The organism is Pseudomonas sp. FP198 (genome assembly GCF_030687895.1).
Classification (GTDB): Bacteria; Pseudomonadota; Gammaproteobacteria; order Pseudomonadales; family Pseudomonadaceae; genus Aquipseudomonas.
Genome location: NZ_CP117452.1, coordinates 608,497 through 632,500, shown reverse-complemented (window position 1 = coordinate 632,500; position 24,004 = coordinate 608,497). Strand labels below are relative to the sequence as shown.

At 59.9% G+C, this 24,004-nt stretch carries 25 protein-coding genes (1 of these 25 cut by a window edge); 10 read left to right on the top strand and 15 right to left on the bottom strand.

Annotation, left to right across the window (positions count from 1 at the left end; translation table 11 throughout):
• Positions 1-374, bottom strand: partial view of a tyrosine--tRNA ligase gene (gene tyrS / locus PSH78_RS02950; protein WP_305498438.1) — the beginning only. It extends 826 nt beyond the left edge of the window; the window shows 374 of its 1,200 coding nt (coding positions 1-374); the start codon lies at positions 372-374; the stop codon falls past the left edge of the window.
• A gap of 211 nt (positions 375-585) precedes the next feature.
• Between tyrS and PSH78_RS02945 the strand changes: the two genes are divergently transcribed.
• Positions 586-2,004, top strand: coding sequence for a peptidoglycan DD-metalloendopeptidase family protein (locus tag PSH78_RS02945; RefSeq protein WP_305501169.1), 1,419 nt, complete (start codon positions 586-588; stop codon positions 2,002-2,004).
• Positions 2,005-2,007: 3 nt separating this feature from the next.
• Positions 2,008-3,099 (top strand): anhydro-N-acetylmuramic acid kinase, encoded by a 1,092-nt coding sequence (locus tag PSH78_RS02940; protein WP_305498437.1) that lies wholly within the window; start codon positions 2,008-2,010, stop codon positions 3,097-3,099.
• A gap of 65 nt (positions 3,100-3,164) precedes the next feature.
• Here PSH78_RS02940 and erpA read toward each other — a convergent pair whose 3' ends face one another.
• Both erpA and argC read right to left on the bottom strand, forming a co-directional pair.
• Positions 3,165-3,515, bottom strand: coding sequence for an iron-sulfur cluster insertion protein ErpA (gene erpA / locus PSH78_RS02935; protein ID WP_003177727.1), 351 nt, complete (start codon positions 3,513-3,515; stop codon positions 3,165-3,167).
• Between the two features lie 150 nt (positions 3,516-3,665).
• A complete protein-coding gene (gene argC, locus PSH78_RS02930; protein WP_305498436.1) occupies positions 3,666-4,700 on the bottom strand; it encodes an N-acetyl-gamma-glutamyl-phosphate reductase in 1,035 nt (344 codons plus the stop codon).
• A 134-nt stretch (positions 4,701-4,834) separates the two neighbouring features.
• Between argC and hemJ the strand changes: the two genes are divergently transcribed.
• From hemJ to coq7, 6 genes are all read left to right on the top strand, one after another.
• Positions 4,835-5,266, top strand: a complete 432-nt coding sequence (gene hemJ / locus PSH78_RS02925) for a protoporphyrinogen oxidase HemJ (RefSeq protein WP_305498435.1) — start codon at positions 4,835-4,837, stop codon at positions 5,264-5,266.
• A gap of 34 nt (positions 5,267-5,300) precedes the next feature.
• Positions 5,301-6,269 carry a nitronate monooxygenase family protein gene (locus PSH78_RS02920; protein ID WP_305498434.1) on the top strand — a complete coding sequence of 323 codons (969 nt, stop codon included), beginning with the start codon at positions 5,301-5,303 and terminating at the stop codon, positions 6,267-6,269.
• A 39-nt stretch (positions 6,270-6,308) separates the two neighbouring features.
• The gene (locus PSH78_RS02915; protein ID WP_305498433.1) at positions 6,309-7,265 is read left to right on the top strand and encodes a DUF805 domain-containing protein; all 957 of its coding nucleotides are present in this window, start codon (positions 6,309-6,311) and stop codon (positions 7,263-7,265) included.
• Between the two features lie 62 nt (positions 7,266-7,327).
• Positions 7,328-8,113 (top strand): SDR family oxidoreductase, encoded by a 786-nt coding sequence (locus tag PSH78_RS02910; RefSeq protein ID WP_305498432.1) that lies wholly within the window; start codon positions 7,328-7,330, stop codon positions 8,111-8,113.
• Between the two features lie 79 nt (positions 8,114-8,192).
• A complete protein-coding gene (locus tag PSH78_RS02905; protein ID WP_305498431.1) occupies positions 8,193-8,531 on the top strand; it encodes a histidine triad nucleotide-binding protein in 339 nt (112 codons plus the stop codon).
• Between the two features lie 75 nt (positions 8,532-8,606).
• Entirely contained in the window at positions 8,607-9,254 is a 648-nt protein-coding gene (gene coq7 / locus PSH78_RS02900; RefSeq protein ID WP_305498429.1) for a 2-polyprenyl-3-methyl-6-methoxy-1,4-benzoquinone monooxygenase, read from the top strand.
• A 97-nt stretch (positions 9,255-9,351) separates the two neighbouring features.
• On the opposite strand, the gene speD is transcribed toward coq7, so the two are convergent.
• Both speD and PSH78_RS02890 read right to left on the bottom strand, forming a co-directional pair.
• Positions 9,352-10,146: an adenosylmethionine decarboxylase gene (speD, locus tag PSH78_RS02895; RefSeq protein ID WP_305498428.1), complete on the bottom strand. Its 795-nt coding sequence runs from the start codon at positions 10,144-10,146 to the stop codon at positions 9,352-9,354.
• 239 nt (positions 10,147-10,385) lie between these two features.
• Positions 10,386-10,808 (bottom strand): OsmC family protein, encoded by a 423-nt coding sequence (locus tag PSH78_RS02890; protein ID WP_008061600.1) that lies wholly within the window; start codon positions 10,806-10,808, stop codon positions 10,386-10,388.
• A 237-nt stretch (positions 10,809-11,045) separates the two neighbouring features.
• On the opposite strand from PSH78_RS02890, the gene crp reads away from it, so the two are divergent.
• Positions 11,046-11,690: a cAMP-activated global transcriptional regulator CRP gene (crp, locus tag PSH78_RS02885; protein ID WP_305498426.1), complete on the top strand. Its 645-nt coding sequence runs from the start codon at positions 11,046-11,048 to the stop codon at positions 11,688-11,690.
• Here the strand turns inward: crp and PSH78_RS02880 are convergent.
• From PSH78_RS02880 to PSH78_RS02865, 4 genes are read right to left on the bottom strand one after another with little or no spacing between them, the layout of a single operon-like run.
• The gene (locus tag PSH78_RS02880; protein ID WP_305498424.1) at positions 11,687-12,379 is read right to left on the bottom strand and encodes a lipoate--protein ligase family protein; all 693 of its coding nucleotides are present in this window, start codon (positions 12,377-12,379) and stop codon (positions 11,687-11,689) included. The genes crp and PSH78_RS02880 overlap by 4 nt on opposite strands.
• 4 nt (positions 12,380-12,383) lie before the next feature.
• A complete protein-coding gene (gene trpC / locus PSH78_RS02875; protein ID WP_305498422.1) occupies positions 12,384-13,220 on the bottom strand; it encodes an indole-3-glycerol phosphate synthase TrpC in 837 nt (278 codons plus the stop codon).
• Positions 13,217-14,266, bottom strand: coding sequence for an anthranilate phosphoribosyltransferase (trpD, locus tag PSH78_RS02870; RefSeq protein ID WP_305498421.1), 1,050 nt, complete (start codon positions 14,264-14,266; stop codon positions 13,217-13,219). The genes trpC and trpD overlap by 4 nt, the downstream gene beginning before the upstream one ends.
• A gap of 9 nt (positions 14,267-14,275) precedes the next feature.
• Positions 14,276-14,869: an aminodeoxychorismate/anthranilate synthase component II gene (locus tag PSH78_RS02865; protein ID WP_018928869.1), complete on the bottom strand. Its 594-nt coding sequence runs from the start codon at positions 14,867-14,869 to the stop codon at positions 14,276-14,278.
• A gap of 414 nt (positions 14,870-15,283) precedes the next feature.
• On the opposite strand from PSH78_RS02865, the gene estP reads away from it, so the two are divergent.
• Positions 15,284-17,191 (top strand): esterase EstP, encoded by a 1,908-nt coding sequence (gene estP, locus PSH78_RS02860; RefSeq protein ID WP_305498420.1) that lies wholly within the window; start codon positions 15,284-15,286, stop codon positions 17,189-17,191.
• A 122-nt stretch (positions 17,192-17,313) separates the two neighbouring features.
• On the opposite strand, the gene trpE is transcribed toward estP, so the two are convergent.
• From trpE to PSH78_RS02830, 6 genes are all read right to left on the bottom strand, one after another.
• Entirely contained in the window at positions 17,314-18,795 is a 1,482-nt protein-coding gene (trpE, locus tag PSH78_RS02855; protein WP_305498419.1) for an anthranilate synthase component I, read from the bottom strand.
• A gap of 70 nt (positions 18,796-18,865) precedes the next feature.
• Positions 18,866-19,684 (bottom strand): phosphoglycolate phosphatase, encoded by an 819-nt coding sequence (locus PSH78_RS02850; RefSeq protein WP_305498418.1) that lies wholly within the window; start codon positions 19,682-19,684, stop codon positions 18,866-18,868.
• The gene (gene rpe, locus PSH78_RS02845) at positions 19,681-20,355 is read right to left on the bottom strand and encodes a ribulose-phosphate 3-epimerase (protein WP_305498417.1); all 675 of its coding nucleotides are present in this window, start codon (positions 20,353-20,355) and stop codon (positions 19,681-19,683) included. Before rpe ends, PSH78_RS02850 begins: the two co-directional genes overlap by 4 nt.
• Before the next feature lie 78 nt (positions 20,356-20,433).
• Positions 20,434-21,582, bottom strand: a complete 1,149-nt coding sequence (locus PSH78_RS02840) for an iron-containing alcohol dehydrogenase (protein WP_305498416.1) — start codon at positions 21,580-21,582, stop codon at positions 20,434-20,436.
• A gap of 204 nt (positions 21,583-21,786) precedes the next feature.
• A complete protein-coding gene (locus PSH78_RS02835) occupies positions 21,787-22,611 on the bottom strand; it encodes an ABC transporter permease (RefSeq protein ID WP_305498415.1) in 825 nt (274 codons plus the stop codon).
• 12 nt (positions 22,612-22,623) lie between these two features.
• Positions 22,624-23,871, bottom strand: a complete 1,248-nt coding sequence (locus PSH78_RS02830; RefSeq protein ID WP_305498414.1) for an ABC transporter permease — start codon at positions 23,869-23,871, stop codon at positions 22,624-22,626.
• Between the last annotated feature and the right edge of the window lie 133 nt (positions 23,872-24,004).

The window sequence follows — 24,004 nt, the reverse complement described above, 5'->3', positions numbered from 1 at the left end:
CAGGTGGAGTTGAAAGCCACTTCGGTCTTGGCCGGATCAAGAATCTTGAAAACCTGGGTCTTGTAGGTCTCGGCGTTGTCGAGAACCTGCTCACGGGTCAGCGGAGGACGCGTAGCACTCTTGCCGCTCGGGTCACCGATCATGCCGGTGAAGTCACCTATAAGGAAGATGACCTGATGCCCCAGATCCTGGAACTGGCGCAGCTTATTAATAAGCACGGTGTGGCCCAGGTGCAGATCGGGCGCCGTCGGATCGAAACCGGCCTTGATACGCAGCGGCTGCCCGCGCTTGAGCTTTTCGATCAGCTCGGACTCGACCAACAGTTCTTCCGCACCACGTTTGATCAGCGCTAGCTGCTCTTCAACCGACTTCATAACAGACCCGCAAGGCTCAGATTCAAAGGGCCCCAACCATACAAGATCGCGCACCAAATACAAGGTTTGCCAGGCACACGGACGCCAATCCCATAGACAGAGCGTCCGCGGGCTTGCTTCGCAGGGGTTTTGGTTATATTTTATACAGTTATTTCATCTTCATCATGTCATTCATCTTTTCCAATTCATCTTTTCAAAAGTCAAATTACCTATGACCACCGAACCGTCTAAAGCGCCGCCGCTTTACCCAAAGACCCACCTGCTCGCCGCAAGTGGTATCGCCGCCCTCCTTAGCCTGGCGCTCCTGGTATTTCCTTCCAGCGATGTTGAAGCCAAAAAGACGACTCTGAGTCTTGAACTGGAAAGTCCCGCTGAACAACTGACACAAGAACAAGACGCCGCCGAAGCCGTTCAAGCCACAAACGAACCGGCTGCCTCGCCTTTTGCCCAGATTGAAGAAAACCCGGAAGACACTGCAAACGCCACTGCACAGGTAGAAGCTCCTGCTGCAGAAGAGAAGAAAGGACCGGACCACCGCGAAGTGATTGTTGCCAAGGGCGACACACTGTCCACCCTCTTCGAAAAGGTTGGCCTGCCCTCAACCTCAGTCCATGAAATCCTGGCCAGCGACAAGCAAGCCAAACAGTTCACTCAACTGCAACGGGGCCAGAAACTCGAATTCGAGCTCAATCCAGACGGGCAGCTGACCAACCTGCACACCAAGCTGAGCGATCTGGAAAGCATCACCCTGACCAAAAACGAAAAGGGTTATGTATTCAACCGCGTCACCACCAAACCTACCGTGCGCTCCGCCTATGTTCACGGCGTCATCAATAGTTCGCTGTCCCAGTCGGCCGCCCGCGCCGGCCTTTCCCACAGCCTGACCATGGACATGGCCAGCGTGTTTGGTTACGACATCGATTTCGCCCAGGATATTCGCCAGGGCGACGAGTTCGACGTCATCTACGAACAGAAAGTGGTCAATGGGAAAAGCGTCGGCAACGGACCGATCCTTTCCGCGCGCTTCACCAACCGCGGCAAGACCTATACGGCGGTGCGCTACACCAACAAGCAGGGCAACAGCAGCTACTACACCGCTGACGGCAACAGCATGCGCAAGGCGTTTATCCGCACTCCAGTCGACTTCGCCCGCATCAGCTCCAGGTTTTCCGCAGGCCGCAAGCATCCGATCCTGAACAAGATCCGTGCCCACAAAGGCGTCGACTACGCAGCTCCGCGCGGCACGCCCATCAAGGCTGCCGGCGATGGCAAGGTACTGCTGGCCGGCCGTCGTGGCGGTTATGGCAATACCGTGATCATCCAGCACGGCAATACCTACCGCACGCTGTACGGTCACATGCAAGGTTTCGCCAAGGGCGTGAAGACTGGCGGCTCCGTCAAGCAAGGCCAGGTTATTGGCTACATTGGCACGACCGGCCTGTCCACCGGCCCGCACTTGCACTATGAATTCCAGGTCAACGGCGTTCACGTCGATCCGCTCGGCCAGAAACTGCCGATGGCCGATCCGATTGCGAAATCCGAGCGCGCCCGTTTCCTGGCTCAGAGCCAGCCTCTGATGGCTCGCATGGATCAAGAGAAAGCCACCCTGCTGGCTTCGAGCAAGCGCTAAGCCATGGCGCTCTATATCGGCGTGATGTCCGGGACCAGCCTGGATGGCCTGGATATCGCGCTGATCGAACTGGCCCCGGCGATCAAATTGATCGCCACGCATTACATACCCATGCCCACGCCCCTGCGCACCGAGTTGCTAGCACTGTGCAGCAGCGGGCCCGATGAGATTGCCCGCTCCGCCATTGCCCAGCAGAACTGGGTAAAGCTGGCCGCGCAGGGTATCCATACCTTACTCGACGAACAGAAGCTCAAGCCCGAAGACGTCACCGCGATTGGCAGCCACGGCCAAACCATTCGCCATGAACCGGCCCGCGGATTTACCGTGCAGATCGGTAACCCGGCACTCTTGAGCGAATTGACCGGCATCACCGTTGTCGGCGATTTCCGCAGCCGTGATGTCGCCGCCGGAGGACAGGGGGCGCCTCTGGTTCCGGCATTTCACGAAGCATTGTTCGAAGAACGAGTCGGTCCTCGTGCAGTGCTGAATGTCGGCGGCTTCAGCAATCTCAGCCTGATAGAGCGGGCAAAACCCGTATCAGGTTTCGATTGCGGCCCAGGCAACGTATTGCTCGATGCCTGGATACACCAGGAGCGAGGCGAGCCTTTTGATCGTGACGGCCAATGGGCAGCCAGCGGAAAAGTAGAGCCGACTTTGCTCGAGACGTTGCTTGGAGACCCTTTCTTTGTAACCAAGGGCCCGAAAAGTACCGGACGAGAAGTATTCAACCTGTCCTGGCTGACCCGTCATCTATCGCAATTGCCGGCCTTCGCCCCTGAAGATGTGCAGGCGACATTGCTTGAACTGACTGCCCTGACCATCGTCGAATCACTCCGGCATGCCCAGCCGAACACGCAGGAGCTGCTGGTCTGCGGCGGCGGCGCACACAACCAGACACTCATGAAGCGCCTGGCTGACTTGCTACCGGCTACCAAAGTCAGCAGTACGGCAGTGTACGGCGTGGACCCGGATTGGGTTGAAGCCATGGCCTTTGCCTGGCTCGCCCATTGCTGCCTTGAGGGTATTCCAGGCAACCGTCCAAGTGTCACTGGTGCCCGTGGCCTGCGCGTACTCGGCGCCATTTATCCGGCCTGAGATCAATAATCGCGAACAAAAAAACGCCGCAGGCCGTAAGGCTCTGCGGCGTTTTATTGAAGCGATCAGATCGAAAACGAAGAACCGCACCCACAAGTCGTGGTGGCGTTAGGATTCTTGATCACGAAGCGCGACCCTTCCAGGCCTTCCTGATAATCCACCTCGGCACCCGCCAGGTACTGGAAGCTCATCGGGTCGACCACCAGGCTGACGCCTTCGCGCTCGACGATGGTGTCATCCTCGGCCACTTCCTCATCGAAAGTGAAGCCGTACTGAAAACCTGAACAACCGCCGCCCGTCACGAACACGCGCAGCTTCAAACGATCATTGCCCTCTTCATCGACCAGGCTCTTCACCTTGTGCGCGGCACCGTGGGTGAATTGCAAAGCCGTGGGGGTGAAGGTTTCGACGCTCATGCTGAATATCTCCCGGCGCTTACGCCGCCATAATGCGTGATGGCGGGCATTATCCGCTTCTCCGACAAAATTGGTCAACTATTTGCGCAGCAGCTGCTAGCCGCAAGCTGTAAGCCGCGGGCTCGTAGCTTACCGCCTGCATCTGATAATTTAAGGCAGCATCCCCGCGTGGGACAGGCCCAGCCGCTCATCGAGCCCGAAGAGGATGTTCAGGTTCTGTACCGCTTGGCCGGAAGCGCCCTTGACCAGGTTGTCGATTACCGACAAGACCACGACCAGGTCGCCATCCTGCGGGCGATGCACAGCGATCCGGCATACGTTCGCGCCGCGGACACTGCGGGTTTCCGGATGGCTGCCAGCCGGCATCACGTCGACAAACGGCTCATCGGCGTAACGCTTTTCGAACAGTGCCTGCAGATCCACGGAGCGATCGGTCACGGTGGCGTAGAGGGTGGAATGGATACCACGGATCATGGGCGTCAGATGCGGCACGAACGTCAGGCCTACGTCCTTGCCTGCCGCGCGACGCAACCCTTGGCGAATCTCCGGCAAATGACGATGCCCCTTGACCGCGTAGGCCTTCATGCTCTCCGATGTTTCGGAGTACAACGAGCCAACGCTGGCACCTCGACCGGCGCCGCTGACGCCCGACTTGCAGTCGGCGATCAAGCGCGACGCATCGGCGAGACCGGCCTCCAGCAACGGCAGGAATCCCAACTGCGTCGCGGTCGGATAGCAACCGGGCACCGCGATCAGCCGTGCCTGCCTGATTTTTTCACGATTGACTTCCGGCAAGCCATAGACCGCCTCGTCCAGCAGTTCCGGTGCGCCGTGGGGCTGACCGTACCACTTGGCCCATTCGTCTGCGTCCTGCAGGCGGAAGTCTGCCGACAGGTCGATAACCTTGGTTCCCGCCGCCAGCAGCTCACCCGCCAGAGCGTGGGCGACACCATGGGGGGTGGCGAAAAACACCACATCGCAGGCCCCGAGGGTCTTGACGTCAGGAACGCTGAACGCCAGGCCGTCGTAATGGCCACGCAAGTTCGGATACATGTCGGCGACGGCCAGGCCGGCCTCGGATCGGGAGGTAATGACCACCACCTCAGCTTGCGGATGCTGTGCCAACAGACGCAGCAGTTCGACACCGGTGTAACCCGTGCCGCCGACGATACCGACCTTGACCATGAACCTGCCCTCAACGAACCACTGGAAAGCCGTCGATGATAGGGCGCCCGCAGCGCTGCGACAACCGCCAAGGTGACGTGTGGCCGCGCTAACCTCTACTATCGAGGCTACCGTGAACCTGGGAATAATCAAAAATGCTCTATCTATGGCTCAAAGCGCTCCACATTGTCAGCATGGTCTGCTGGTTTGCCGGCCTGTTCTACCTGCCTCGACTGTTCGTCTACCACGCTCAAAGCGAAGACAGCGTCAGCAAGGAACGCTTCTCCATCATGGAACGCAAGTTGTATCGCGGCATCATGGGCCCGGCGATGATCGCCACGCTGGTGTTCGGCATCGGCTTGCTCAGCCTCAATGCCAGCGCCTACTTCACCCAAGGCGGCTGGATGCACGCAAAGCTGACCCTGGTCGTCTTGCTGATCGGCTATCACCATATGTGCGGTGCCCAAGTGAAGCGCTTCGCCCGTGGCGAAAATACCCGCAGTCATGTCTTTTATCGCTGGTTCAATGAAGTGCCGGTCGTGATATTGCTGGCTATTGTAATTCTGGTCGTGGTCCGGCCGTTCTAATTCCAACCGCATCCATTGATCAGAGGGACCTCCAATGTCGCTGCCCGCTCTGCTTGAACAACGTCTGCGGCTGCCGGTCGTGGTTGCACCGATGTTCCTCATTTCCAATCCGCAGCTGGTACTGGCCTGCTGCCGCAACGGTGTCGTCGGGAGTTTCCCGGCGTTGAACCAACGTGAAAGCAGCGGCTTCAAGGCGTGGCTGGAGGAAATCGAAGCAGGCTTGGCGACCTTGGAAAAGCCGGCGCCCTACGCAGTCAATCTGATCGTCCATCACAGCAATCCACGACTCCAGGCCGACCTGGCAATCTGCATCGAGCACAAGGTGCCGATCGTCATCACCAGCCTGGGCGCGGTAAAGGAGTTGGTAGACGCGGTTCATGGCTACGGCGGCCTGGTATTTCACGACGTGACCACTCGCCGCCATGCCGAAAAAGCCGCCGAAGCGGGCGTCGACGGTTTGATTGCCGTTGCGGCCGGTGCGGGTGGGCACGCAGGAACCTGGAGCCCATTCGCACTGATTGCTGAAATCCGGCAGTTCTTCGATAAAACCCTGTTGCTTGCAGGATGCCTTAACCACGGCCATCAGATTCTGGCTGCGCAATTGCTTGGCGCGGATCTGGCCTACTTCGGAACACGTTTTATCGGCACGACGGAAAGTCATGCGTCCGACGCTTATAAAGAGATGTTGCTCACATCCAGAGCCGCGGACATCGTGCATACTCCCGCAGTGTCCGGGGTGCCGGCCAGTTTCATGCGCCAGAGCCTGGAAAGCGCCGGCTTCGACCTGGCTGTTCTGCAAGGCAAGGGCGTGGCGGATGCGGGGGCGAAACTCAAACCGCTCAATGATGAAGCCAAGGCCTGGAAGACCGTTTGGTCCGCCGGCCAGGGCGTAGGTGACATCAATGATTTGCCCGGTGTCGATCAATTGATCGCACGCCTGGATGAAGAATACCGGCAGGCGCAAGCCCTAGCGACACAACTTGGCGGCCAGTGGCCGCGCTGAACCCACAATAAACCAACCAGAAAGACAAGGATGCCAGGCATGAGCGAAAACCGTTTCAACATCGTATTCGACGGGGCCCTGCTGCCAGGCGTAGATACCACTACCGCCAAGCTCAACCTCGCCGAACTGTTCAAAAGTGATGTGAGCGCCATTGAACGACTGTTCAGCGGTCGCAAGGTGTCCCTCAAGAACAACCTGTCCCAGAATGAAGCGCAACAGTACCTGGACGCGCTTCATAAAAGCGGCATCGATGCACGAATCGAAGCCGAACCGTCCATCCAGCTCAATCTCGGCGAAATCCAGGAGCAGCCGGGCGGCCGCCAGCCGGACTCCGTGATCGATCCTGTTTCTCCTTATGCGCCTCCACGGGCAGCAGTGGGTGAAACGTTCGCCGAGTACGCCACGCTCAAACCCTTCAGCTTCGAGGGACGTATCGGACGCCTGCGCTACCTGGCCTGGACCATGGTCCTGACCCTGGCCATGCTGCCGTTGGTAGGCCTGGGCTTCTGGGTCGCCACGAACTGGCTGCTCGCTTCCGACTCGATAGCGGGGTTGGTCGTCGGTGGTCTGATCGCTGTAGTCGTCGTGCTTGCCTTCGCGTTCGTGAGCATCCAGTTCAACGTCCAGCGTCTGCACGATCTTGGCTGGTCGGGGTGGTTGTGGCTGATCAACCTCGTGCCCTTCGTGGGCAGCATCTTCCCGTTCATTCTCATCATTGCCCCAGGCAATACCGGCGCCAACCAGTACGGCCCACCACCGCCGCGCAATACCACGGCGGTCAAGCTGCTGGCGTCGCTTTGGCTGGTGATGATCGTCCTGATTTTCGTGGCCACCTTCGCCGGCATCTTCGGTGCTCTTCAGGAGGACTTCGATAGCGGTGCCTCGAGCAGCTACGAAAGCAGCGAATACAGTGACCAGACCAGCGAAGAACCAGCCGTTGATGCAGCCGAGCCCGCCTCGCCTTCTGTAGACTACGAAGAAGAAGAGGAACAATAGGCCCGCTTCATGCCAGTGACAGCCCAGTCCACTGGCGGCGGGCTGTTGCGATGGAGAACTGCATGACCCGTTACGCCCTGATCACTGGCGCTTCCAGCGGAATCGGCCTGGCCCTGGCTGAAGCACTGGCCCGGCGCGGGCGCAACCTGATACTCGTGGCGCGACAGCGTGATCGGCTGGAAAGTATTGCGATCGAACTGACCCAGCGATTTGGCGTGGAAGTATTGTTCCGGGCTTGCGACCTGAGTGAGCCCTTGCGGCTTTCAGGTTTCCTGCTGGAACTGGAAGAAGGCGAACGCCAGATCGACCTGCTGGTCAACTGCGCCGGCATCGGCACCTTCGGCCCGTTCCTGGGCCAGGACTGGATGACCGAGCAGGACCTCATCGAAGTGAACATCCTGGCCCTGACCCGCCTCTGTCACGCCGTGGGCAACAGCATGGCGCTGCATGGGGGCGGCCAGATCCTCAACGTCGCGTCGATTGCCGCGTTCCAGCCGGGCCCCTGGATGAGCACCTACCACGCCAGCAAAGCTTACGTATTGCACTTTTCCGAAGCCCTGCGAATCGAGCTGAAAAAATGCGCGATCAAAGTCTCGGTACTTTGCCCTGGCCCGACCCGCACCGGTTTTTTCGCCGGGTGGCAACGGGACGAGAAGCCCAGCGACGATAAGAAGCTGATGAGCCCTGAAGAGGTTGCGCTGTACGCTGTCCGCGCGCTGGACAGGGACCGGGCCATTATCATTCCAGGAAGCCGCAATCGCTGGATCGCCGCCCTGCCCCGATTCGGGCCGCGCTGGCTGGTGCGAATTCTTAGCGGCATGTTCAATAAAGCCTACTGTCCACGCTAGATTTCCGGATGGTAAAACCCGGGCTTGCCAACCGAGCCTTCAATACACTCGCCTCAAACAACCCAACGGAGCAGCAGCCGTGGACACTCTGTTTACCAAGATCATCAACCGGGAAATTCCGGCCAGGATCATTTATGAAGACGATCAGGTTCTGGCTTTTCACGACATCGCCCCCCAGGCTCCAGTGCATTTCCTGGTGATTCCGAAAAAACCGATCCGCACCCTCAATGACCTGACCGAGGAAGACAAAGGGTTGGCCGGACATATCCTGTTTACCGCCCAGCGCCTGGCGCTTGAACTGGGCTGTGAGGAAGGCTTCCGCGTGGTGATGAACTGCAATGAACTTGGCGGGCAGACCGTCTATCACATTCATATGCACGTGCTGGGGCAGCGCCAGATGAACTGGCCACCGGGTTGATACCGCTGACCCAGCGCAAATCTTCAGCGGCCGATTGGGTTAAACTGTCTGCCGTGATTTTTCCCGGAGGTAAGCATGACTACCCAACGTCACTACTCGCCCATTGACCGCCTGCTGCTGCAAGCCGATACCGCGATGCGCACGCTACTGCCCTTCAGTGGCCAGCCGTACCGTCCGTCGCCGGCAATCGTGCAGCCGGACGTACAGATGAGTGACGAAGAGACTCGCCATGTCGCGGGCCTGATGCGCATCAACCATACCGGTGAGGTTTGCGCCCAGGCTCTGTACCAGGGCCAGGCGCTGACGGCGAGATTGCCGCAGGTGCGCGAGGCGATGGAGCATGCCGCCGAAGAAGAAGTCGACCATCTGGTCTGGTGCGAGCAGCGCATTCGCCAATTGGGTAGCCATACCAGCGTCCTGAATCCGTTGTTCTACGGGATGTCATTCGGCATCGGCGCGGTGGCCGGACTGATCAGCGACAAGGTCAGCCTGGGCTTCGTCGCGGCAACCGAACATCAAGTGTGCAAGCACCTGAATGAGCACCTGGAGCAGTTGCCGGCCGAAGATGAAAAGTCCCGGGCGATTCTTGAACAGATGCGCAAGGATGAAGAACAGCATGCCGAAAGCGCACTCGATGCGGGGGGGTTTCGTTTCCCGGCTCCGGTGAAATTCGGCATGAGCCTGTTGGCGAAGGTCATGACCAAGAGCACCTATCGGATCTGACCGCGATACGGAGCCTGTCCCACAGACATATCGGGCTCCCAGAACTGAAAAAGGCGACTACCGCGCAGGTAGTCGCCTTTTTTTGTAGCCTTGACCTTCAGCGCGGCATGTTGCGCGCGTAGAAAATCTCCAGCATCTCGTGCTTCACACGCTCTTCCACCTGGCCACGCTGCTCAACCGACAGGTTGCTGGTGGCATCACCGAACAGGTAGTTATCCAGCTCGAAGTCCTTGAGCAGCATCTTGGTGTGGAACAGGTTTTCCTGGTACACGTTCACGTCGGTCATCTGGTACGCGTCGCGGGTGTCTTCGGAGAGATAGTTCTGGATCGAATTGATCTCGTGATCGATGAAGTGCTTGTGGCCCTCCACATCCCGTGTGAAGCCACGCACACGGTAATCCACGGTCACGATGTCGGAATCGAACTGGTGAATGAGGAAGTTGAGTGCCTTGAGCGGTGAAATGACGCCACAGGTCGACACATCGATGTCCACTCGGAACGTTGCGATACCGTCCACCGGATGGATCTCCGGATAGGTATGTACCGTGATGTGGCTCTTGTCGAGGTGGGCCAGGATAATTTCAGGCAACGGGCCCGGGGACTCTTCGATCTGGCTGTCGGTCGGTGTCACCGGCTCTTCCGAAATCAGAATGGTCACGCTGGCGCCTTGGGGTTCATAGTCCTGACTGGCGATGTTCAGGATGTTGGCACCAATGATATCGACAACTTCCGTGAGGATCTGCGTGAGGCGCTTGGCGTTGTACTCTTTATTGATGTACTCGACGTAGGCCTGCTGGTCTTGCGGGGTTTCCGCATAGCAGATGTCATAGATGTTGAAGCTCAAGGTCTTTGTCAGGTTATTGAACCCATGGAGCTTGAGTTTGCTTTTCACCGTTTGAAAACTCTCTGTGTATTGCGGCCCGGCCGCGTGATCAAGCATGCCCGTCAGATGCGAACGACGCACCTGCGTAGGACGGTTAACACCTCTTCGCGATGGCGATTTTGGTTGTCTGTCCAGGCAATGGATCAGCCCGCGAGCCGATCATTGCCCTGAAAAAAGTGGCGCATTATGCAGATGTCGGCTTCTGACCGCCAGAGCTTGCACTGCATTTGTGATGGTTGGATGTCGATTCAACCCAACTCGATGATTTCATAATCATGAGTGATTTCAACACCGGCGGCACCGAGCATGATCGAGGCCGAGCAGTATTTCTCGGCGGACAGCTCAATGGCGCGCTTGACCTGGGCTTCCTTCAGTCCACGGCCTTTCACCACGAAGTGCATGTGGATCTTGGTAAACACTTTCGGATCCTCTGTCGCGCGCTCGGCTTCAAGGAACGCTTCGCAACTTTCGACGGCCTGGCGAGACTTCTTGAGAATGCTGACCACATCGAAGTTGCTGCAGCCGCCGACACCGAGCAAGAGCATTTCCATTGGCCGGACACCCAGGTTCCGACCGCCGGCATCCGGTGGGCCGTCCATGACGACCACATGACCACTGCCTGATTCACCGAGGAACATGGCTTCGCCAGCCCATTGGATGCGTGCCTTCATCGCCAAGACTCCACTGTTCAAAAAAAGGGGGCGCCAGCTTAGCACAGCGTCCGTTGATGGCAGCGGGATGCCTGAAGCCTCTTACGCCGGCGCCTGTAGGTAAATTCTCGAATCTATTACGGATGCCTCTGTTAAGCTGCGCCATCTCGCTGGCGTATGGCCAGCTTTTGGCGATAACCCTTCGCCCTAACCCACAAAACCAAACCACCACACCGCGCAGTCTTTCGGGATACAACCATGGTTGCCATTACTCCCACGTCCAAGATCAAGAACCTCGACAAACTCTTGATGCATTGCCAGCGTCGCCGCTACCCCGCCAAGCACAACATCATTTGCGCAGGCGACCGCTCCGATACGCTGTTTTTCATCATCAAGGGCTCCGTCACTATCCTGATCGAGGACGACGACGGCCGGGAAATGATCATCGCCTACCTCAACTCCGGGGATTTTTTCGGCGAACTGGGATTGTTCGAGCAGGCGGGCAAGGAGCAGGAGCGCAGTGCCTGGGTGCGAGCCAAGGTCGAATGTGAAGTGGCGGAAATCAGCTATGGCAAATTTCGAGAGCTGTCGCAGCAGGATCCGGACATTCTTTACGCCCTCAGCGGACAAATCGCACAGCGTCTGCGCAATACCACCCGCAAAGTCGGTGACCTGGCGTTCTTCGATGTGACCGGCCGCGTCGCCCGCTGCCTGTTGGAACTGTGCAAGCAGCCCGACGCCATGACCCATCCGGATGGTATGCAGATCAAAGTGACTCGTCAGGAAATCGGCCGCATCGTTGGCTGCTCCCGAGAGATGGTCGGACGCGTGCTCAAGGACCTGGAAGAGCGCAACCTGGTCAGCGTCAAAGGCAAGACCATGGTCGTGTTCGGGACGCGCTAGAAGCTACTCAACAGTTCCCGGTAGAGCGCCTCGAGCCGTTCCAGCGCATGAGGCGCCGGGAATTTCTCATGCAGGGCGATGTGGCTCTCGGCACGCACACGCTGCTCCAGGCCACACGCCTCGTTGAACCGATTGACCGCCGCAACCATGGACTCGCGCTCGTCCTCCAGCAATAGGGCGCCATGCACCAGGCCCACCGGCCTCTGGCCGCCCTTGCTCTGCCGCCAGCGCTGGGCGGTACCGACCATTTTCCGGCCGTCCAGATTGACGTTGAAGCGCCCATCGCAAAACGCGCCCTCCACTTCACCGAGGGAAGCCACCCCGCCCAGCTCATCGAGCAACTGGCAGATCGGATCGCACAGACGCCGATAAGCAGTCTCGATCCGGCCATGGTCACCTTCACTTCGCGGTGGCGCATAGACCAGCGCGATATTGACCGTAGCGCCCGACTGAGGCACTGGCTCGCCACCGGTTTCACGCAGCAGCACCGGCCAGCCGCTTGCGGCCGATACCTCACAGGCAAGTTCAAAACCTGGCAGGCGACTCAAGCGACGCGGCATCACCAGGGCACGATCGCTGGGCTGCCAGAACAGCAAGCCGGATTCAGCGTCACCGGCGCATACGCTGGCCAGCAGATCCTGTTCGGCCTGCAGGCCGCTTTCAACCGTGAAGGCAATGGCTGGAGGCATCGATTCAGTCCAGCGTCGAGCCGGTTACCGGAACGCCGCGCTCGGGGAAAAACAAGCGTTGCAGTTCTGTACCCGGGCTTTCGGCCCGCATGAAAGCCTCGCCAACCAGGAATGAATACACATCGCTGACTTCCATCAACTCGACATCGGCTCGGTTGAGGATGCCGCTCTCGGTGATGACCAGGCGATCGCGTGGAATTCGCGGCAACAGGTCGAGAGTGGTTTCCAGGTTGACTTCAAACGTATGCAGGTTGCGGTTATTGACGCCGACCAGCTTGGTATCCAGCGTTTTCAGGGCGCGTTCCAGCTCGTCGCCGTCGTGGACTTCCACCAGTACATCCAGGCCCACACTTTTAGCGACTGCGGCCAGCTCGGCCATTTTCACGTCATCCAGGGCGGAAACGATCAACAGCACGCAATCGGCACCCAAGGCCCGCGCCTCAACGATCTGGTACGGATCGATCATGAAATCCTTACGGATCACCGGCAGCTTGCACGCGGCCCGCGCCTGTTTGAGATAGTCATCGGCACCTTGGAAAAAATCGACGTCGGTGAGCACCGAAAGGCAGGTCGCACCGCCCTTCTCGTAGCTCCTGGCGATGTCGGCGGGGACGAAGTCCTCACGGATCACACCTTTGCTGGGAGACGCCTTCTTGATTTCGGCGATGACCGCAGGCTGCTTTTTCTTCGCCTGGTCTATCAGCGCCTGGGCAAAGCCGCGAGGCGCGTCTGCTGAACGTGCGAGACCTTCCAGCTCGGCGAGGCTGACCCGGGCACGACGCTCGGCCACTTCTTCAGCCTTGCGAGCCAGAATGTTTTCCAGAACCGTTGGCACGCTCATCCTTCATTCTCCACTTTGAATACGGCGGTAAACGCGCCCAATTCTTCCAGTTTTTCCCGGGCCAGGCCGGTGTGCAACGCATCATGCGCGAGCTCGACACCTTGCTTGAGGCTGCTGGCGTGATCGGCGGCATACAACGCGGCGCCCGCATTGAGCATGATCATTTCCGCAGCCTTCTGGCCATTCTCGGTTTTACGCCGCCCCAAGGCATCGCGGATCAACTCAAGTGACTGAGCCGGCCCATCCACCGCCAGTCCATGCAGGCTCTGGCTCTTCATGCCGAGGTCTTCAGGTTCGACCCAATATTCGCTGATCTGATCATTTTTTAGCTCAGCCACGAAAGTGGGCGCCGCCAGGCTGAATTCATCCAGGCCGTCTTTGGAATGGACGACCAGCACGTGCTTGCTACCTAAACGTTGCAGGACCTCTGCCAATGGCCGGCACAGCGCCTGGCTGAATACGCCGACCACTTGATGCTTCACACCGGCCGGATTCGTAAGCGGGCCGAGCATGTTGAACAGCGTGCGCAAGCCCAGCTCGCGACGCGGCGCCGCGGCATATTTCATGGCGCGGTGGTGGGTCTGGGCAAACATGAAGCCGATGCCGACGCTATCGATACAACGAGCCACCTGGACCGACGTCAGGTTGAGGTAGATACCGGCGGCTTCCAGCAGATCGGCGCTGCCGCTCTTGCCCGACACCGCACGATTGCCATGCTTGGCGACGGTGCAGCCGGCCGCCGCAACGACAAATGCCGAGGCGGTGGAAACGTTGAAGATATTGGCTCCGTCACCACCCGTCCCGACGACATCCACCACACCATCGAGAGTCTTGAGTTCGACCTTGTCCGCCAACTCGCGCATGGTCGTCACCGCACCGACAATCTCGTCGATGCTCTCGCTCTTCATGCGCATGGCCATCATGAACGCGCCAATCTGCGCGTCCGTGCACTGGCCAGTCATGATTTCCCGCATCACGTCGCGCATCTCGTCGGTGCTCAGGTCGAGCTGGCCGACGATACGGTTCAGGGCTGTCTTGATGTCCATGGAGAGTCCTTAGCGCGTGCCGCCGGTTTGTTTGAGAAAGTTGGCGAACAGTTCGTGGCCCTGCTCGGTGAGGATAGACTCGGGGTGAAATTGCACACCCTCGATGTTTAACGTCTTGTGACGCAAACCCATGATTTCGTCCACCGAGCCGTCTTCGAGCTGGGTCCAGGCGGTCAGCTCAAGGCAGTCGGGCAGGGTTTCGCGCTTGACGATCAACGAGTGGTAGCGGGTGACGGTAAGCGGGCGATTCAGACCTTCGAACACGCCCTTGTCTTCATGAAATACCGGGCTGGTCTTGCCGTGCATCACCTGGCGGGCCCGCACGACATCACCACCGAACGCCTGGCCGATCGACTGGTGCCCCAGGCAGACACCGAGGATCGGCAGCTTGCCGGCAAAATATTTGATCGCTTCGATGGAGATGCCCGCTTCGGTTGGCGTGCAAGGGCCGGGCGAGACGACGATGCGTTCGGGCTTGAGGGCCTCGATTTCGGCGATGGTCAGCTCATCGTTGCGCACGACCTTGACCTCGGAGCCGAGCTCGCCGAGGTACTGCACAACGTTGTAAGTAAAAGAGTCGTAGTTATCGATCATCAGCAACATGGCGTAAACAACCTATTGAATACACTGACTTGGAATACAGCCTTCGAAGAGTGACCCGCACGGTGCTGCGCTGGACAGGTGAATGATGCGCCTGCGAAGCGGTTTCCAAACGGGTAAAGAAGGCAAATCGGTACAGGTCCGGCGAGGCCGGCATGGAACGTTCAGGCGCGCCAACGCCAACGGGCGTGAGCCTTGATCAATTGATTCAGGAGTTTGCTGACAATCGACACGGGGGAAGTCTCGTTCATACGTTCCGGCACAGTAACTTAGCTGGGCGGAGCACGCAATAAGACCGACCCGAAGGGCCCGCAAACAATCGCCATGCTCACTGATCGGGTGGCAAACCGCCGGACGCCTTTGGTACTGTCGTTTCGTTTCTCCCGATAAAAAAACAAGATTGAAAAGGACCTTCTCATGATCAAGCCGACGTTGTTCATCCCCATCGCCAGCTGCCTGCTGACCATGGCCTGCGCTCAGGCGATTGCCGCCCCCAACCCCTACTCCAGTTTCATCGTGTTCGGCGACAGCCTCAGCGACGCCGGTCAGTTCAGCGATCCCGACGGCCCGCCCGGCTCAACCTTGCGTTTTACCAACCGCACCGGCCCGGTCTACCTGGATGGCAGCGGCGAAGCCTATTCTGCAAACGCGACCCAACTGCTCGGTGGACGACTGGGCTTTTCCGCCGATGAAACCGCCGCGTCCACTTCGGCAGTGCGCGCCCGCGAAGGGCTCGCGGACGGCAACAACTGGGCTGTAGGCGGTTATCGTACCGACCAGATACTGGACTCGATCACCAATATTTCCGCCACCGGCGAGCGCAGCCGTGCCGGTTATCTGCCCGCCAATGGCCTGCGTGCCGACCCGAACGCGCTGTATTACCTCTCCGGCGGCGGCAATGATTTTCTTCAAGGCAGAGTGTTGAGCATCGCCCAGGCGGATGCCGCCGCGGACCGCCTGGCTGACAGCGTGCAAGTGCTGCAAACCGCCGGAGCCCGCTATGCAATGGTCTGGTTGCTGCCGGATCTGGGCCTGACGCCGGCCCTCAATGGCACCCCCTTGCAGGGGACGGTCTCGCTGCTCAGCAATCGGTTCAACCAGCAACTGGTCACACGGTTGCAGGGCATCAATGCCGAGATCATTCCGCTGAACGTTCCGCTATTGCTGCAGGAAACCTTTGCCGATCCTGGACGATTCGGCCTTGCCACCGGCGAGAACCTCACTGCCACTTGCTTCAGCGGCAACAGCTGTACGGAAAACCCCACCTACGGCATCAACAGCGCCACGCCTGATCCGAGCAAGCTGATCTATAACGATGCGGTTCACCCCACCGAAACCGGGCAGAAGCTGATTGCCGACTACGCCTATTCTCTGCTCGCGGCGCCGTGGGAACTGACCTTGCTGCCGGAAATGGCCCACTCGACCTTGCGCGCCCACCAGGATGAATTGCGCAGCCAATGGCAATCGGACTGGGAAGATTGGCAGGCGGTAGGTCAATGGCGGGCGATTGTTGCCGGCGGCGGCCAGCATCTGGACATTGATAGCCAAGGCAGCGGTGCACGCGCCGACGGCAGTGGCTACAACCTGAACATCGGCGGCAGCTACCGCCTCAACGAAGCCTGGCGCATCGGCGTGGCCGCCGGTCTGTACCGCCAGGACATGGACGCAGGACGCAACGATTCGAACTACAAGCTCAACAGCTACCTCGCCACCGCGTTCGCCCAGTTCCAGCAGAACCGCTGGTGGGCCGACGCCGCGCTGACCGGCGGCAAGCTCGACTACGACAACCTGGAGCGCAAATTCGACCTGGGCGTCAGCCAGGCGCAGGAGAAAGGCGATACCGACGGTCATCTCTGGGCATTCAGCACGCGCGTAGGCTACGACATTGCCCAGCCGGGCAGCCAATGGCACCTGTCACCGTTTGTCAGCGCCGATTATGCGAAGGTCGAGGTCGATGGCTACTCGGAACAGGGCAGCCGCTCCACGGCGCTGACTTTCGACGACCAGACCCGCGATTCAAAACGCCTGGGCATCGGCTTGCAGGGCAAATACAACTTTACCCGCCAGACCCAGGTGTACGGGGAGTATGCCCACGAGCGCGAGTATGAAGACGATACGCAAAAGGTGAACATCGCCCTCAACAGCTTGCCGGCCAATGACTTCACGCTGGAGGGCTATACCCCACAGAGCCACCTCAATCGCCTGAGCCTGGGGATCAGTCACAAGTTGACCAGCGATCTAGCGCTGCGGGGCGGTTATACGTTGCGCAAGGATGATGATTTCAGCCAGCAAGGGGTGAGCTTGGGGGTCAGTCTGGATTTCTGACGCGGCCCCTGTGGGAGCGAGCTTGCTCGCGATGGCGGACTGTCAGTCAACCTATTGGTTGAGCCTGAGGGCCTCATCGCGAGCAAGCTCGCTCCCACAATGATCGAGTTGTCTCGAGGCCTTCAGTCGTTCGGGGTCTGCTCGGCCAGGGCCACGGCACGGAACATTGCCCGACGCTTGTTCAGGGTTTCCTCCCATTCCAGCGCGGGCACCGAGTCGGCGACGATGCCGCCGCCGGCCTGCACGTGCAGCTCACCGTTCTTGATCACGGCGGTGCGGATGGCGATGGCCGTGTCCATGTTGCCGTTCCAGGCGAAGTAGCCGACGGCTCCGCCGTACACACCGCGCTTGACCGGCTCCAGCTCGTCGATGATTTCCATGGCGCGGATCTTCGGCGCGCCAGACAAAGTGCCCGCCGGCAGGATCGCTCGCAAGGCGTCCATCGCCGTCAACCCGGACTTCAACTCCCCGGTGACGTTGGACACGATGTGCATCACGTTGGAGTAGCGCTCGATGACCATTTTCTCGGTGAGCTTTACCGAGCCCACTTCGGAAACCCGGCCAGTGTCGTTGCGCCCCAGATCGATCAGCATCAGGTGCTCGGCGATTTCCTTGGCATCTGACAACAGGTCCTCTTCCAGCGCCCGGTCCGCTTCCTCCGTGGCGCCGCGTGGCCGTGTGCCAGCGATCGGCCGTACGGTGATGAGGTTTTCTTCGACCCGCACCAGCACCTCGGGCGAACTGCCCACGACATGGAAGTCACCGAAGTTGAAGAAATACATGTAAGGCGTCGGGTTGAAACAGCGCAGCGCCCGGTACAGATCGATCGGCGCGGCCTTGAAGTCGATCGACATCCGTTGCGACGGCACGACCTGCATGCAGTCGCCCGCCAGGATGTATTCCTTGATGGTGTCGACAGCTTTTTCGTAGTCGCCCTGGGTGAAACTGGAACGGAACACCGGGTCGGCAGCCGACTGCTTGCTGAAGTCCAGGCCGGGACGGGGGGTGATCGGCTGGCGGAGTTTTTCCAGCAACGTCTGAAGGCTTTGTTGACCTTGCTCGTAGGCATCTTCACGGGACGGGTCAGCCAGGACGATGGCGTGCATCTTGCCGGCGAGATTGTCGAAGACCACCACCGCATCGGAGACCATCAGCAGAATGTCCGGCACACCCAGCGGATCGGGGTTCGGACAGGTGCCCAGGCGTTTTTCCACATAGCGCACACAGTCGTAGCCGAAATAACCCACCAGGCCGCCGTTGAAACGTGGCAGGCCGGGGATGGTCGGGACGTTGTAGCGGGCCTTGAAGGATTCAACGAACGCGAGCGGATCCTCGACTTCGTGGCTTTCGATTTCGACGTCATCGCAGGTCACGCTGATGCGATGGTCATGGACTCGCAGCACGGTGCGGCAGGGCAGGCCGATCATCGAATAGCGACCCCATTTTTCCCCACCTTGCACCGATTCGAGCAAGTAGGAATTGGGCTGGTCGGCCAACTTGAGGTAGATCGACAGCGGCGTGTCGAAGTCGGCCAGGGTTTCGCAGGCAAGCGGGATGCGGTTGTAGCCGGCAGCGGCTAGACGCAGAAATTCTTCGCGGATCATGGGGTGCCTCGTGGCAAGAGGAGCTGACAGTCAGGTATGCAAACGCGCCGGATAACCGGCCAGGATCACGTCAGGCGCGCCAACGCCAGCGGGCCAGGGCCTTCATGACTTTCATCCAGAGTTTGCGAGTGACCACCACGATGGCGTTTCCAGAAGAGGATTGAACAGCGTCGGGCAACGTTATCTCAGCGGCCGGGTCCAGGCAACCGGGAATTAGCAGGCGCAGATCATCAATCACCAATGTCGGAAATTCCTCGGCAATCGGTCGGCCATGATTGTAGCCGTAGCTCAGGGCAACACATTTGACCCCAGCGGCTTTCGCCGCCAGCACGTCGCTGCGCGAATCGCCGACAAACAACGATTGGGATGCCGGGATGTTGGCCATTTTCATGACGAAGAACAGCGCGGCCGGGTCGGGCTTTTTCTGTGGCAAGGTGTCGCCGCCGATGATCCAGCGGAAATAACGGCCGATCTTCATCTGATCCAGCAGCGGCGCGACAAAACGCTCCGGCTTGTTGGTGATCAGCGCCATTTCCACGCCCTGCTTGTGCAACCATTTGAGAGTGGAACGCACGCCCGGATAAACCACGGTCAGTTCGTGGTTGCCGTCGTAGGCTTCGTTGAACAGCTCCAGTGCCCGCTCGGCCTCGGCCTCATCAACGCCCTGGGCATCAATGTCATTGGCCAGGGCCCGGCGCACCAGCATCGGCGCGCCGTTGCCGACCCACTGGCGCACCGCGTCGATGCCGGCAGACGGACGCCCGAGCTGGAGCAGCATATTGTCCACGGCAGCCGCCAGGTCCGGGACCGAATCGACGAGCGTGCCGTCGAGATCGAACATCACCAGACGCGGCAGGCTGCCGGGAAACAGCTGCTCGAAGCCGCTCATGGACGTGCCAGGGCCAGTTCGGCGCGCATCTTTTCGATCACTGCCTGGTAATCCGGTGCGTTGAAGATCGCCGAACCGGCGACAAAGGTGTCGGCACCGGCCGCGGCGATTTCGCGGATGTTGTTCACGTTCACGCCGCCGTCGATTTCCAGGCGGATATCCCGGCCCGAGGCATCGATCAGGGCGCGGGCTTCGCGCAGCTTGTCGAGCGTGCCCGGAATGAACTTCTGCCCACCGAAACCCGGGTTGACGCTCATCAGCAGAACCATGTCGACCTTGTCCATCACGTACTTGAGTACGTCCAGGGGCGTGGCCGGGTTGAACACCAGGCCGGCCTTGCAGCCGCCTTCGCGGATCAATTGCAGGGAGCGGTCGACGTGCAGCGTGGCTTCCGGGTGGAAGGTGATGTAGGTGGCACCGGCCTCGATGAAATCACCGACGATACGATCCACCGGACTGACCATCAGGTGCGCGTCGATTGGCGCGGTGATGCCATATTTGCGCAACGCCGCGCAGACCATCGGGCCGATGGTCAGGTTGGGTACGTAGTGGTTGTCCATGACATCGAAGTGGACGATGTCGGCCCCGGCGGCCAGAACGTTATCCACTTCCTCGCCCAGGCGGGCGAAGTCGGCGGAGAGAATCGACGGAGCAATAGCGAAGGGCTGCATGACGCACCTGTTTTGAGCGAAATCACGATGGCGCGCATTGTATACCTCAAGATTTGGCGCGCCCACCGTGACGCACGATCAATACGCCGCTCGATAGATCTTCTCGATATCGCCGGCGCTCAGCTTGCGCGGGTTGTTGCGCATCAGCCGCTCTATACCCGCCGCCTCCGCCGCCATGGACGGAATCACCTCCTCGGTGACGCCCAGGCCACTCAAGCCTTTGGGAATTTCCACCGCGGCACACAACGCGGCCATGGCTTCCACGGCCTCATCCGCGGCTTCGATATCACTCAAATGAGCGGTCTTGATGCCCATGGCCTCGGCAATATCGCGCATGCGCTCGACGCAGGCCATCTTGTTCCAGTGCATGACATAGGGCAGCAACAAGGCATTGGCGACGCCATGGGAGACATGGAAACGTCCGCCCAGCGGATAGGCCAGCGCATGCACGGCGCCGACCCCGGCATTGCCGAACGCCATGCCGGCCATCAGGCTGGCGGTGGCCATGTCTTCACGGGCCTGCAAGTGGGACGGGTTGGCGTAGGCCTTGGGCAAGGCGCGGGTGATCAGCTTGATCGCGCCGATGGCCAGGGCATCGGTGATCGGCGAGGCGTTGAGTGACAGGTACGACTCGATGGCGTGCACCAACGCATCAACGCCGCTGGCGGCGGTCACGCTGCGCGGACACGTCAGGGTCATCTGCGGGCTGACCAGCGCCACATCCGGCAGCAGGTAATCACTGACGATGCCCTTTTTCAGCTGTGCGGCCTTGTCAGAGAGGATCGCCACGTTGGTGACTTCCGAACCGGTACCGGCGGTGGTGGGAATGGCAATCATGGGCGGACCTTTGCGCGGCACCTGATCGACACCGAACATATCCTGCAGCTCACCGTGGTAACCGGCATAAACGCCCACGCACTTGGCAATGTCGATGGCGCTGCCGCCACCCAGGCCGATCAGGCCGTCATGCCCGCCGTCGCGGTAGGCTTGCATGCAATCTTCGACGATGGCGATTTCCGGGTCGGGCATGACCCGGTCGAAAATCTCGTAGTCGCGCCCGCCCAGATGCTGCAGCGCCAACTCCACGGTGCCGGACTTGACCAGCGCCGCGTCCGTGACGATCAACGGGTTATCGACATCCAGCCGTGTCAGCTCCGCCGCCAGTTGCTCGATGGCAGCGGCGCCGGTGATCAGTTTGTGGGCGATCTTGAATGAGGAAAGACTCATGTGCGCGGCCTCTTGTTCGAGTGGGGGCTGGCACAAGGATAGCTCGGTATTGGGGGGTGGTCTGTCATTCAGCTTATGAATGCACCGAGGAGCGGATGTGGGAGCGAGCCTGCTCGCGAAAGCGGACCGTCAGTCAACAATTATGTCGACTGGTACACAGCATTCGCGAGCAGGCTCGCTCCCACACTGGTTTTGCAGGGGGCCTCAAACTTGGGTTGTACGCAACTTCTCGCTACGCCCACGCAGCCATTCCAGCGTCAGCAGCAGGATCACCGAGAAGGCGATCAGCAACGTAGCCGCAGCGGCGATGGTCGGGCTGAGGTTCTCGCGAATACCGCTGAACATCTGCCGTGGCAGGGTCGCTTGCTCCGGGCCGGCCAGGAACAGGGTCACCACCACTTCATCGAACGAAGTCGCGAAGGCGAACAACGCACCAGAGATGACGCCCGGCGCGATCAACGGCAAGGTCACGCGACGGAACGCGGTCAATGGCGAAGCCCCGAGGCTGGCAGCGGCGCGAACCAGGTTGTGGTTGAACCCTTGCAAGGTCGCCGAGACGGTGATGATGACGAACGGCACGCCGAGCACCGCATGGACGATGATCAGCGAGAAGAAGCTGTTGCCCATCCCCAACGGCGCGAAAAACAGGTAGCTCGCGACACCGATAATCACCACCGGCACCACCATGGGCGAAATCACCAGGGCCATCACCAGCGCCTTGCCCGGAAAGTCGCCACGGGTCAGGCCGATCGCCGCCAGCGTACCGAAGATCATCGCCAACAGCGTCGCGGCCGGGGCCACGATGATGCTGTTCTTCAACGCCCGCATCCACTCGGCCGAAGCGAAGAAATCGTGGTACCACTGCAACGAAAAGCCCTGCAGCGGATAAACCAGGAAGCTGCCCGAGTTGAACGACAACGGAATGATCACCAGCACCGGCAGGATCAGGAACAACAGGATCAGCCCGCAGAGTATGCGCAAGCTGTAGAACCACACCCGCTCGACGGGGGACATGTAAGGACTCAGCATTTCGATCTCCCCTTAGCTCAGGCGCAGGCGACTGGCGCCCACCAGCCAGCTGTAAATCAGATAAAGCACAATGGTCGCCAGCAACAGCAGCCCACCGAGCGCCGTGGCCATGCCCCAGTTGATACTGGTGTTGGTGTAGAACGCGACGAAGTAGCTGACCATCTGGTCGTTCGGGCTGCCCAGCAGTGCCGGGGTGATGTAGTAGCCGATGGCGAGGATGAACACCAACAGGCACCCGGCACCGACGCCGGCGTAGGTCTGCGGGAAATACACCCGCCAGAAGCTGGCGAACGGGTGGCAGCCCAGGGAGATCGCCGCCCGCATGTAGGTGGGCGAGATGCCCTTCATCACGCTGTAGATCGGCAGGATCATGAACGGCAACAGGATGTGGACCATGGAGATGTAGACGCCGGTGCGGTTGAACACCAGCTCCAGCGGTTTATCGATGACGCCCATGGCCATCAGCGCGCTGTTGATCAATCCGCCCGACTGCAGTAGCACGATCCACGCCGCCACCCGCACCAGGATCGAGGTCCAGAACGGCAACAGCACGAGGATCATCAACAGGTTGCTCTGGCGTGACGGCAAGTTCGCCAGCAGATACGCCAGCGGATAGGCGAGCACCAGACAGATGGCGGTAATCACCAGGCCCATCCAGAAAGTACGGGTGAAAATATCCAGATAGATCGCCTGGTCGGGGGTGGCCGGGGCCAGTTCACCGAGATCGTCGATGCGGTGATCAACAGCCGCCAGCAGGTAATAAGGCGTGACATTGCTGGTGTTTCGCCGGATCACCTGCCAGTACGCGGGATCACCCCAGCGTTCGTCGAGGCTTTCCAGTGCTTCTTTATAAGAGGCCGGCTCTGTGGCGAACGGCAGCGCGCGAGCAGTCTTGGTCAGCAGGCTGCGGTAGCCGGCCAGTTCCATGTTCAGGCGCTTGGACAAATCGCCCAGGGTCTGATTCTTGCGGGCTTCGGCCAGATCTTCACTGGCAGCCTTGTACACCGGCTCGCCGGGCAAACCGCGTCCGTCCCATGCTGCGACGGCAGCGACAGTACGTGGCATGGCGCCCACGACTTCCGGGTTGCTGACGCTTTTGAACAGCAGCGCGACGATCGGCACCAGGAACACCAGCAGCAAAAACAGCACCAGTGGCGCGATCAAGGCCTGGGCCTTCCAGCGGTTGAGCCGCTCGGCGCGCTTGAGTCGCTGCTTGAGGGTGGGGCTGGTGCCCGCGTTCAGTGGAACGGCGATGGCCATGGCGAACTCCGCAAATCTCTTTGATCGTTACAGGGGCGGCGAGCCGCCTCTGTTGTGTTGGAACCCTAGGACCGTGGAGGAACCTGTGGGAGCGAGCTTGCTCGCGATAGCTTCGGCACATTCAGTATTGATG

Excerpts from the sequence above, each read along its gene's own strand:
- estP (WP_305498420.1), top strand. The coding sequence starts at position 15,284 with ATGATCAAGCCGACGTTGTTCATCCCCATCGCCAGCTGCCTGCTGACC.
- PSH78_RS02850 (WP_305498418.1), bottom strand. The coding sequence starts at position 19,684 with ATGAGCGGCTTCGAGCAGCTGTTTCCCGGCAGCCTGCCGCGTCTGGTG.
- PSH78_RS02945 (WP_305501169.1), top strand. The coding sequence starts at position 586 with ATGACCACCGAACCGTCTAAAGCGCCGCCGCTTTACCCAAAGACCCAC.
- trpE (WP_305498419.1), bottom strand. The coding sequence starts at position 18,795 with ATGATCCGCGAAGAATTTCTGCGTCTAGCCGCTGCCGGCTACAACCGC.
- trpC (WP_305498422.1), bottom strand. The coding sequence starts at position 13,220 with ATGAGCGTGCCAACGGTTCTGGAAAACATTCTGGCTCGCAAGGCTGAA.
- crp (WP_305498426.1), top strand. The coding sequence starts at position 11,046 with ATGGTTGCCATTACTCCCACGTCCAAGATCAAGAACCTCGACAAACTC.
- PSH78_RS02830 (WP_305498414.1), bottom strand. The coding sequence starts at position 23,871 with ATGGCCATCGCCGTTCCACTGAACGCGGGCACCAGCCCCACCCTCAAG.
- PSH78_RS02835 (WP_305498415.1), bottom strand. The coding sequence starts at position 22,611 with ATGCTGAGTCCTTACATGTCCCCCGTCGAGCGGGTGTGGTTCTACAGC.
- PSH78_RS02920 (WP_305498434.1), top strand. The coding sequence starts at position 5,301 with ATGTCGCTGCCCGCTCTGCTTGAACAACGTCTGCGGCTGCCGGTCGTG.
- PSH78_RS02940 (WP_305498437.1), top strand. The coding sequence starts at position 2,008 with ATGGCGCTCTATATCGGCGTGATGTCCGGGACCAGCCTGGATGGCCTG.
- PSH78_RS02880 (WP_305498424.1), bottom strand. The coding sequence starts at position 12,379 with ATGCCTCCAGCCATTGCCTTCACGGTTGAAAGCGGCCTGCAGGCCGAA.
- PSH78_RS02915 (WP_305498433.1), top strand. The coding sequence starts at position 6,309 with ATGAGCGAAAACCGTTTCAACATCGTATTCGACGGGGCCCTGCTGCCA.
- coq7 (WP_305498429.1), top strand. The coding sequence starts at position 8,607 with ATGACTACCCAACGTCACTACTCGCCCATTGACCGCCTGCTGCTGCAA.
- hemJ (WP_305498435.1), top strand. The coding sequence starts at position 4,835 with ATGCTCTATCTATGGCTCAAAGCGCTCCACATTGTCAGCATGGTCTGC.
- argC (WP_305498436.1), bottom strand. The coding sequence starts at position 4,700 with ATGGTCAAGGTCGGTATCGTCGGCGGCACGGGTTACACCGGTGTCGAA.
- erpA (WP_003177727.1), bottom strand. The coding sequence starts at position 3,515 with ATGAGCGTCGAAACCTTCACCCCCACGGCTTTGCAATTCACCCACGGT.
- PSH78_RS02840 (WP_305498416.1), bottom strand. The coding sequence starts at position 21,582 with ATGAGTCTTTCCTCATTCAAGATCGCCCACAAACTGATCACCGGCGCC.
- PSH78_RS02865 (WP_018928869.1), bottom strand. The coding sequence starts at position 14,869 with ATGTTGCTGATGATCGATAACTACGACTCTTTTACTTACAACGTTGTG.
- PSH78_RS02910 (WP_305498432.1), top strand. The coding sequence starts at position 7,328 with ATGACCCGTTACGCCCTGATCACTGGCGCTTCCAGCGGAATCGGCCTG.
- PSH78_RS02890 (WP_008061600.1), bottom strand. The coding sequence starts at position 10,808 with ATGAAGGCACGCATCCAATGGGCTGGCGAAGCCATGTTCCTCGGTGAA.
- rpe (WP_305498417.1), bottom strand. The coding sequence starts at position 20,355 with ATGCAGCCCTTCGCTATTGCTCCGTCGATTCTCTCCGCCGACTTCGCC.
- trpD (WP_305498421.1), bottom strand. The coding sequence starts at position 14,266 with ATGGACATCAAGACAGCCCTGAACCGTATCGTCGGCCAGCTCGACCTG.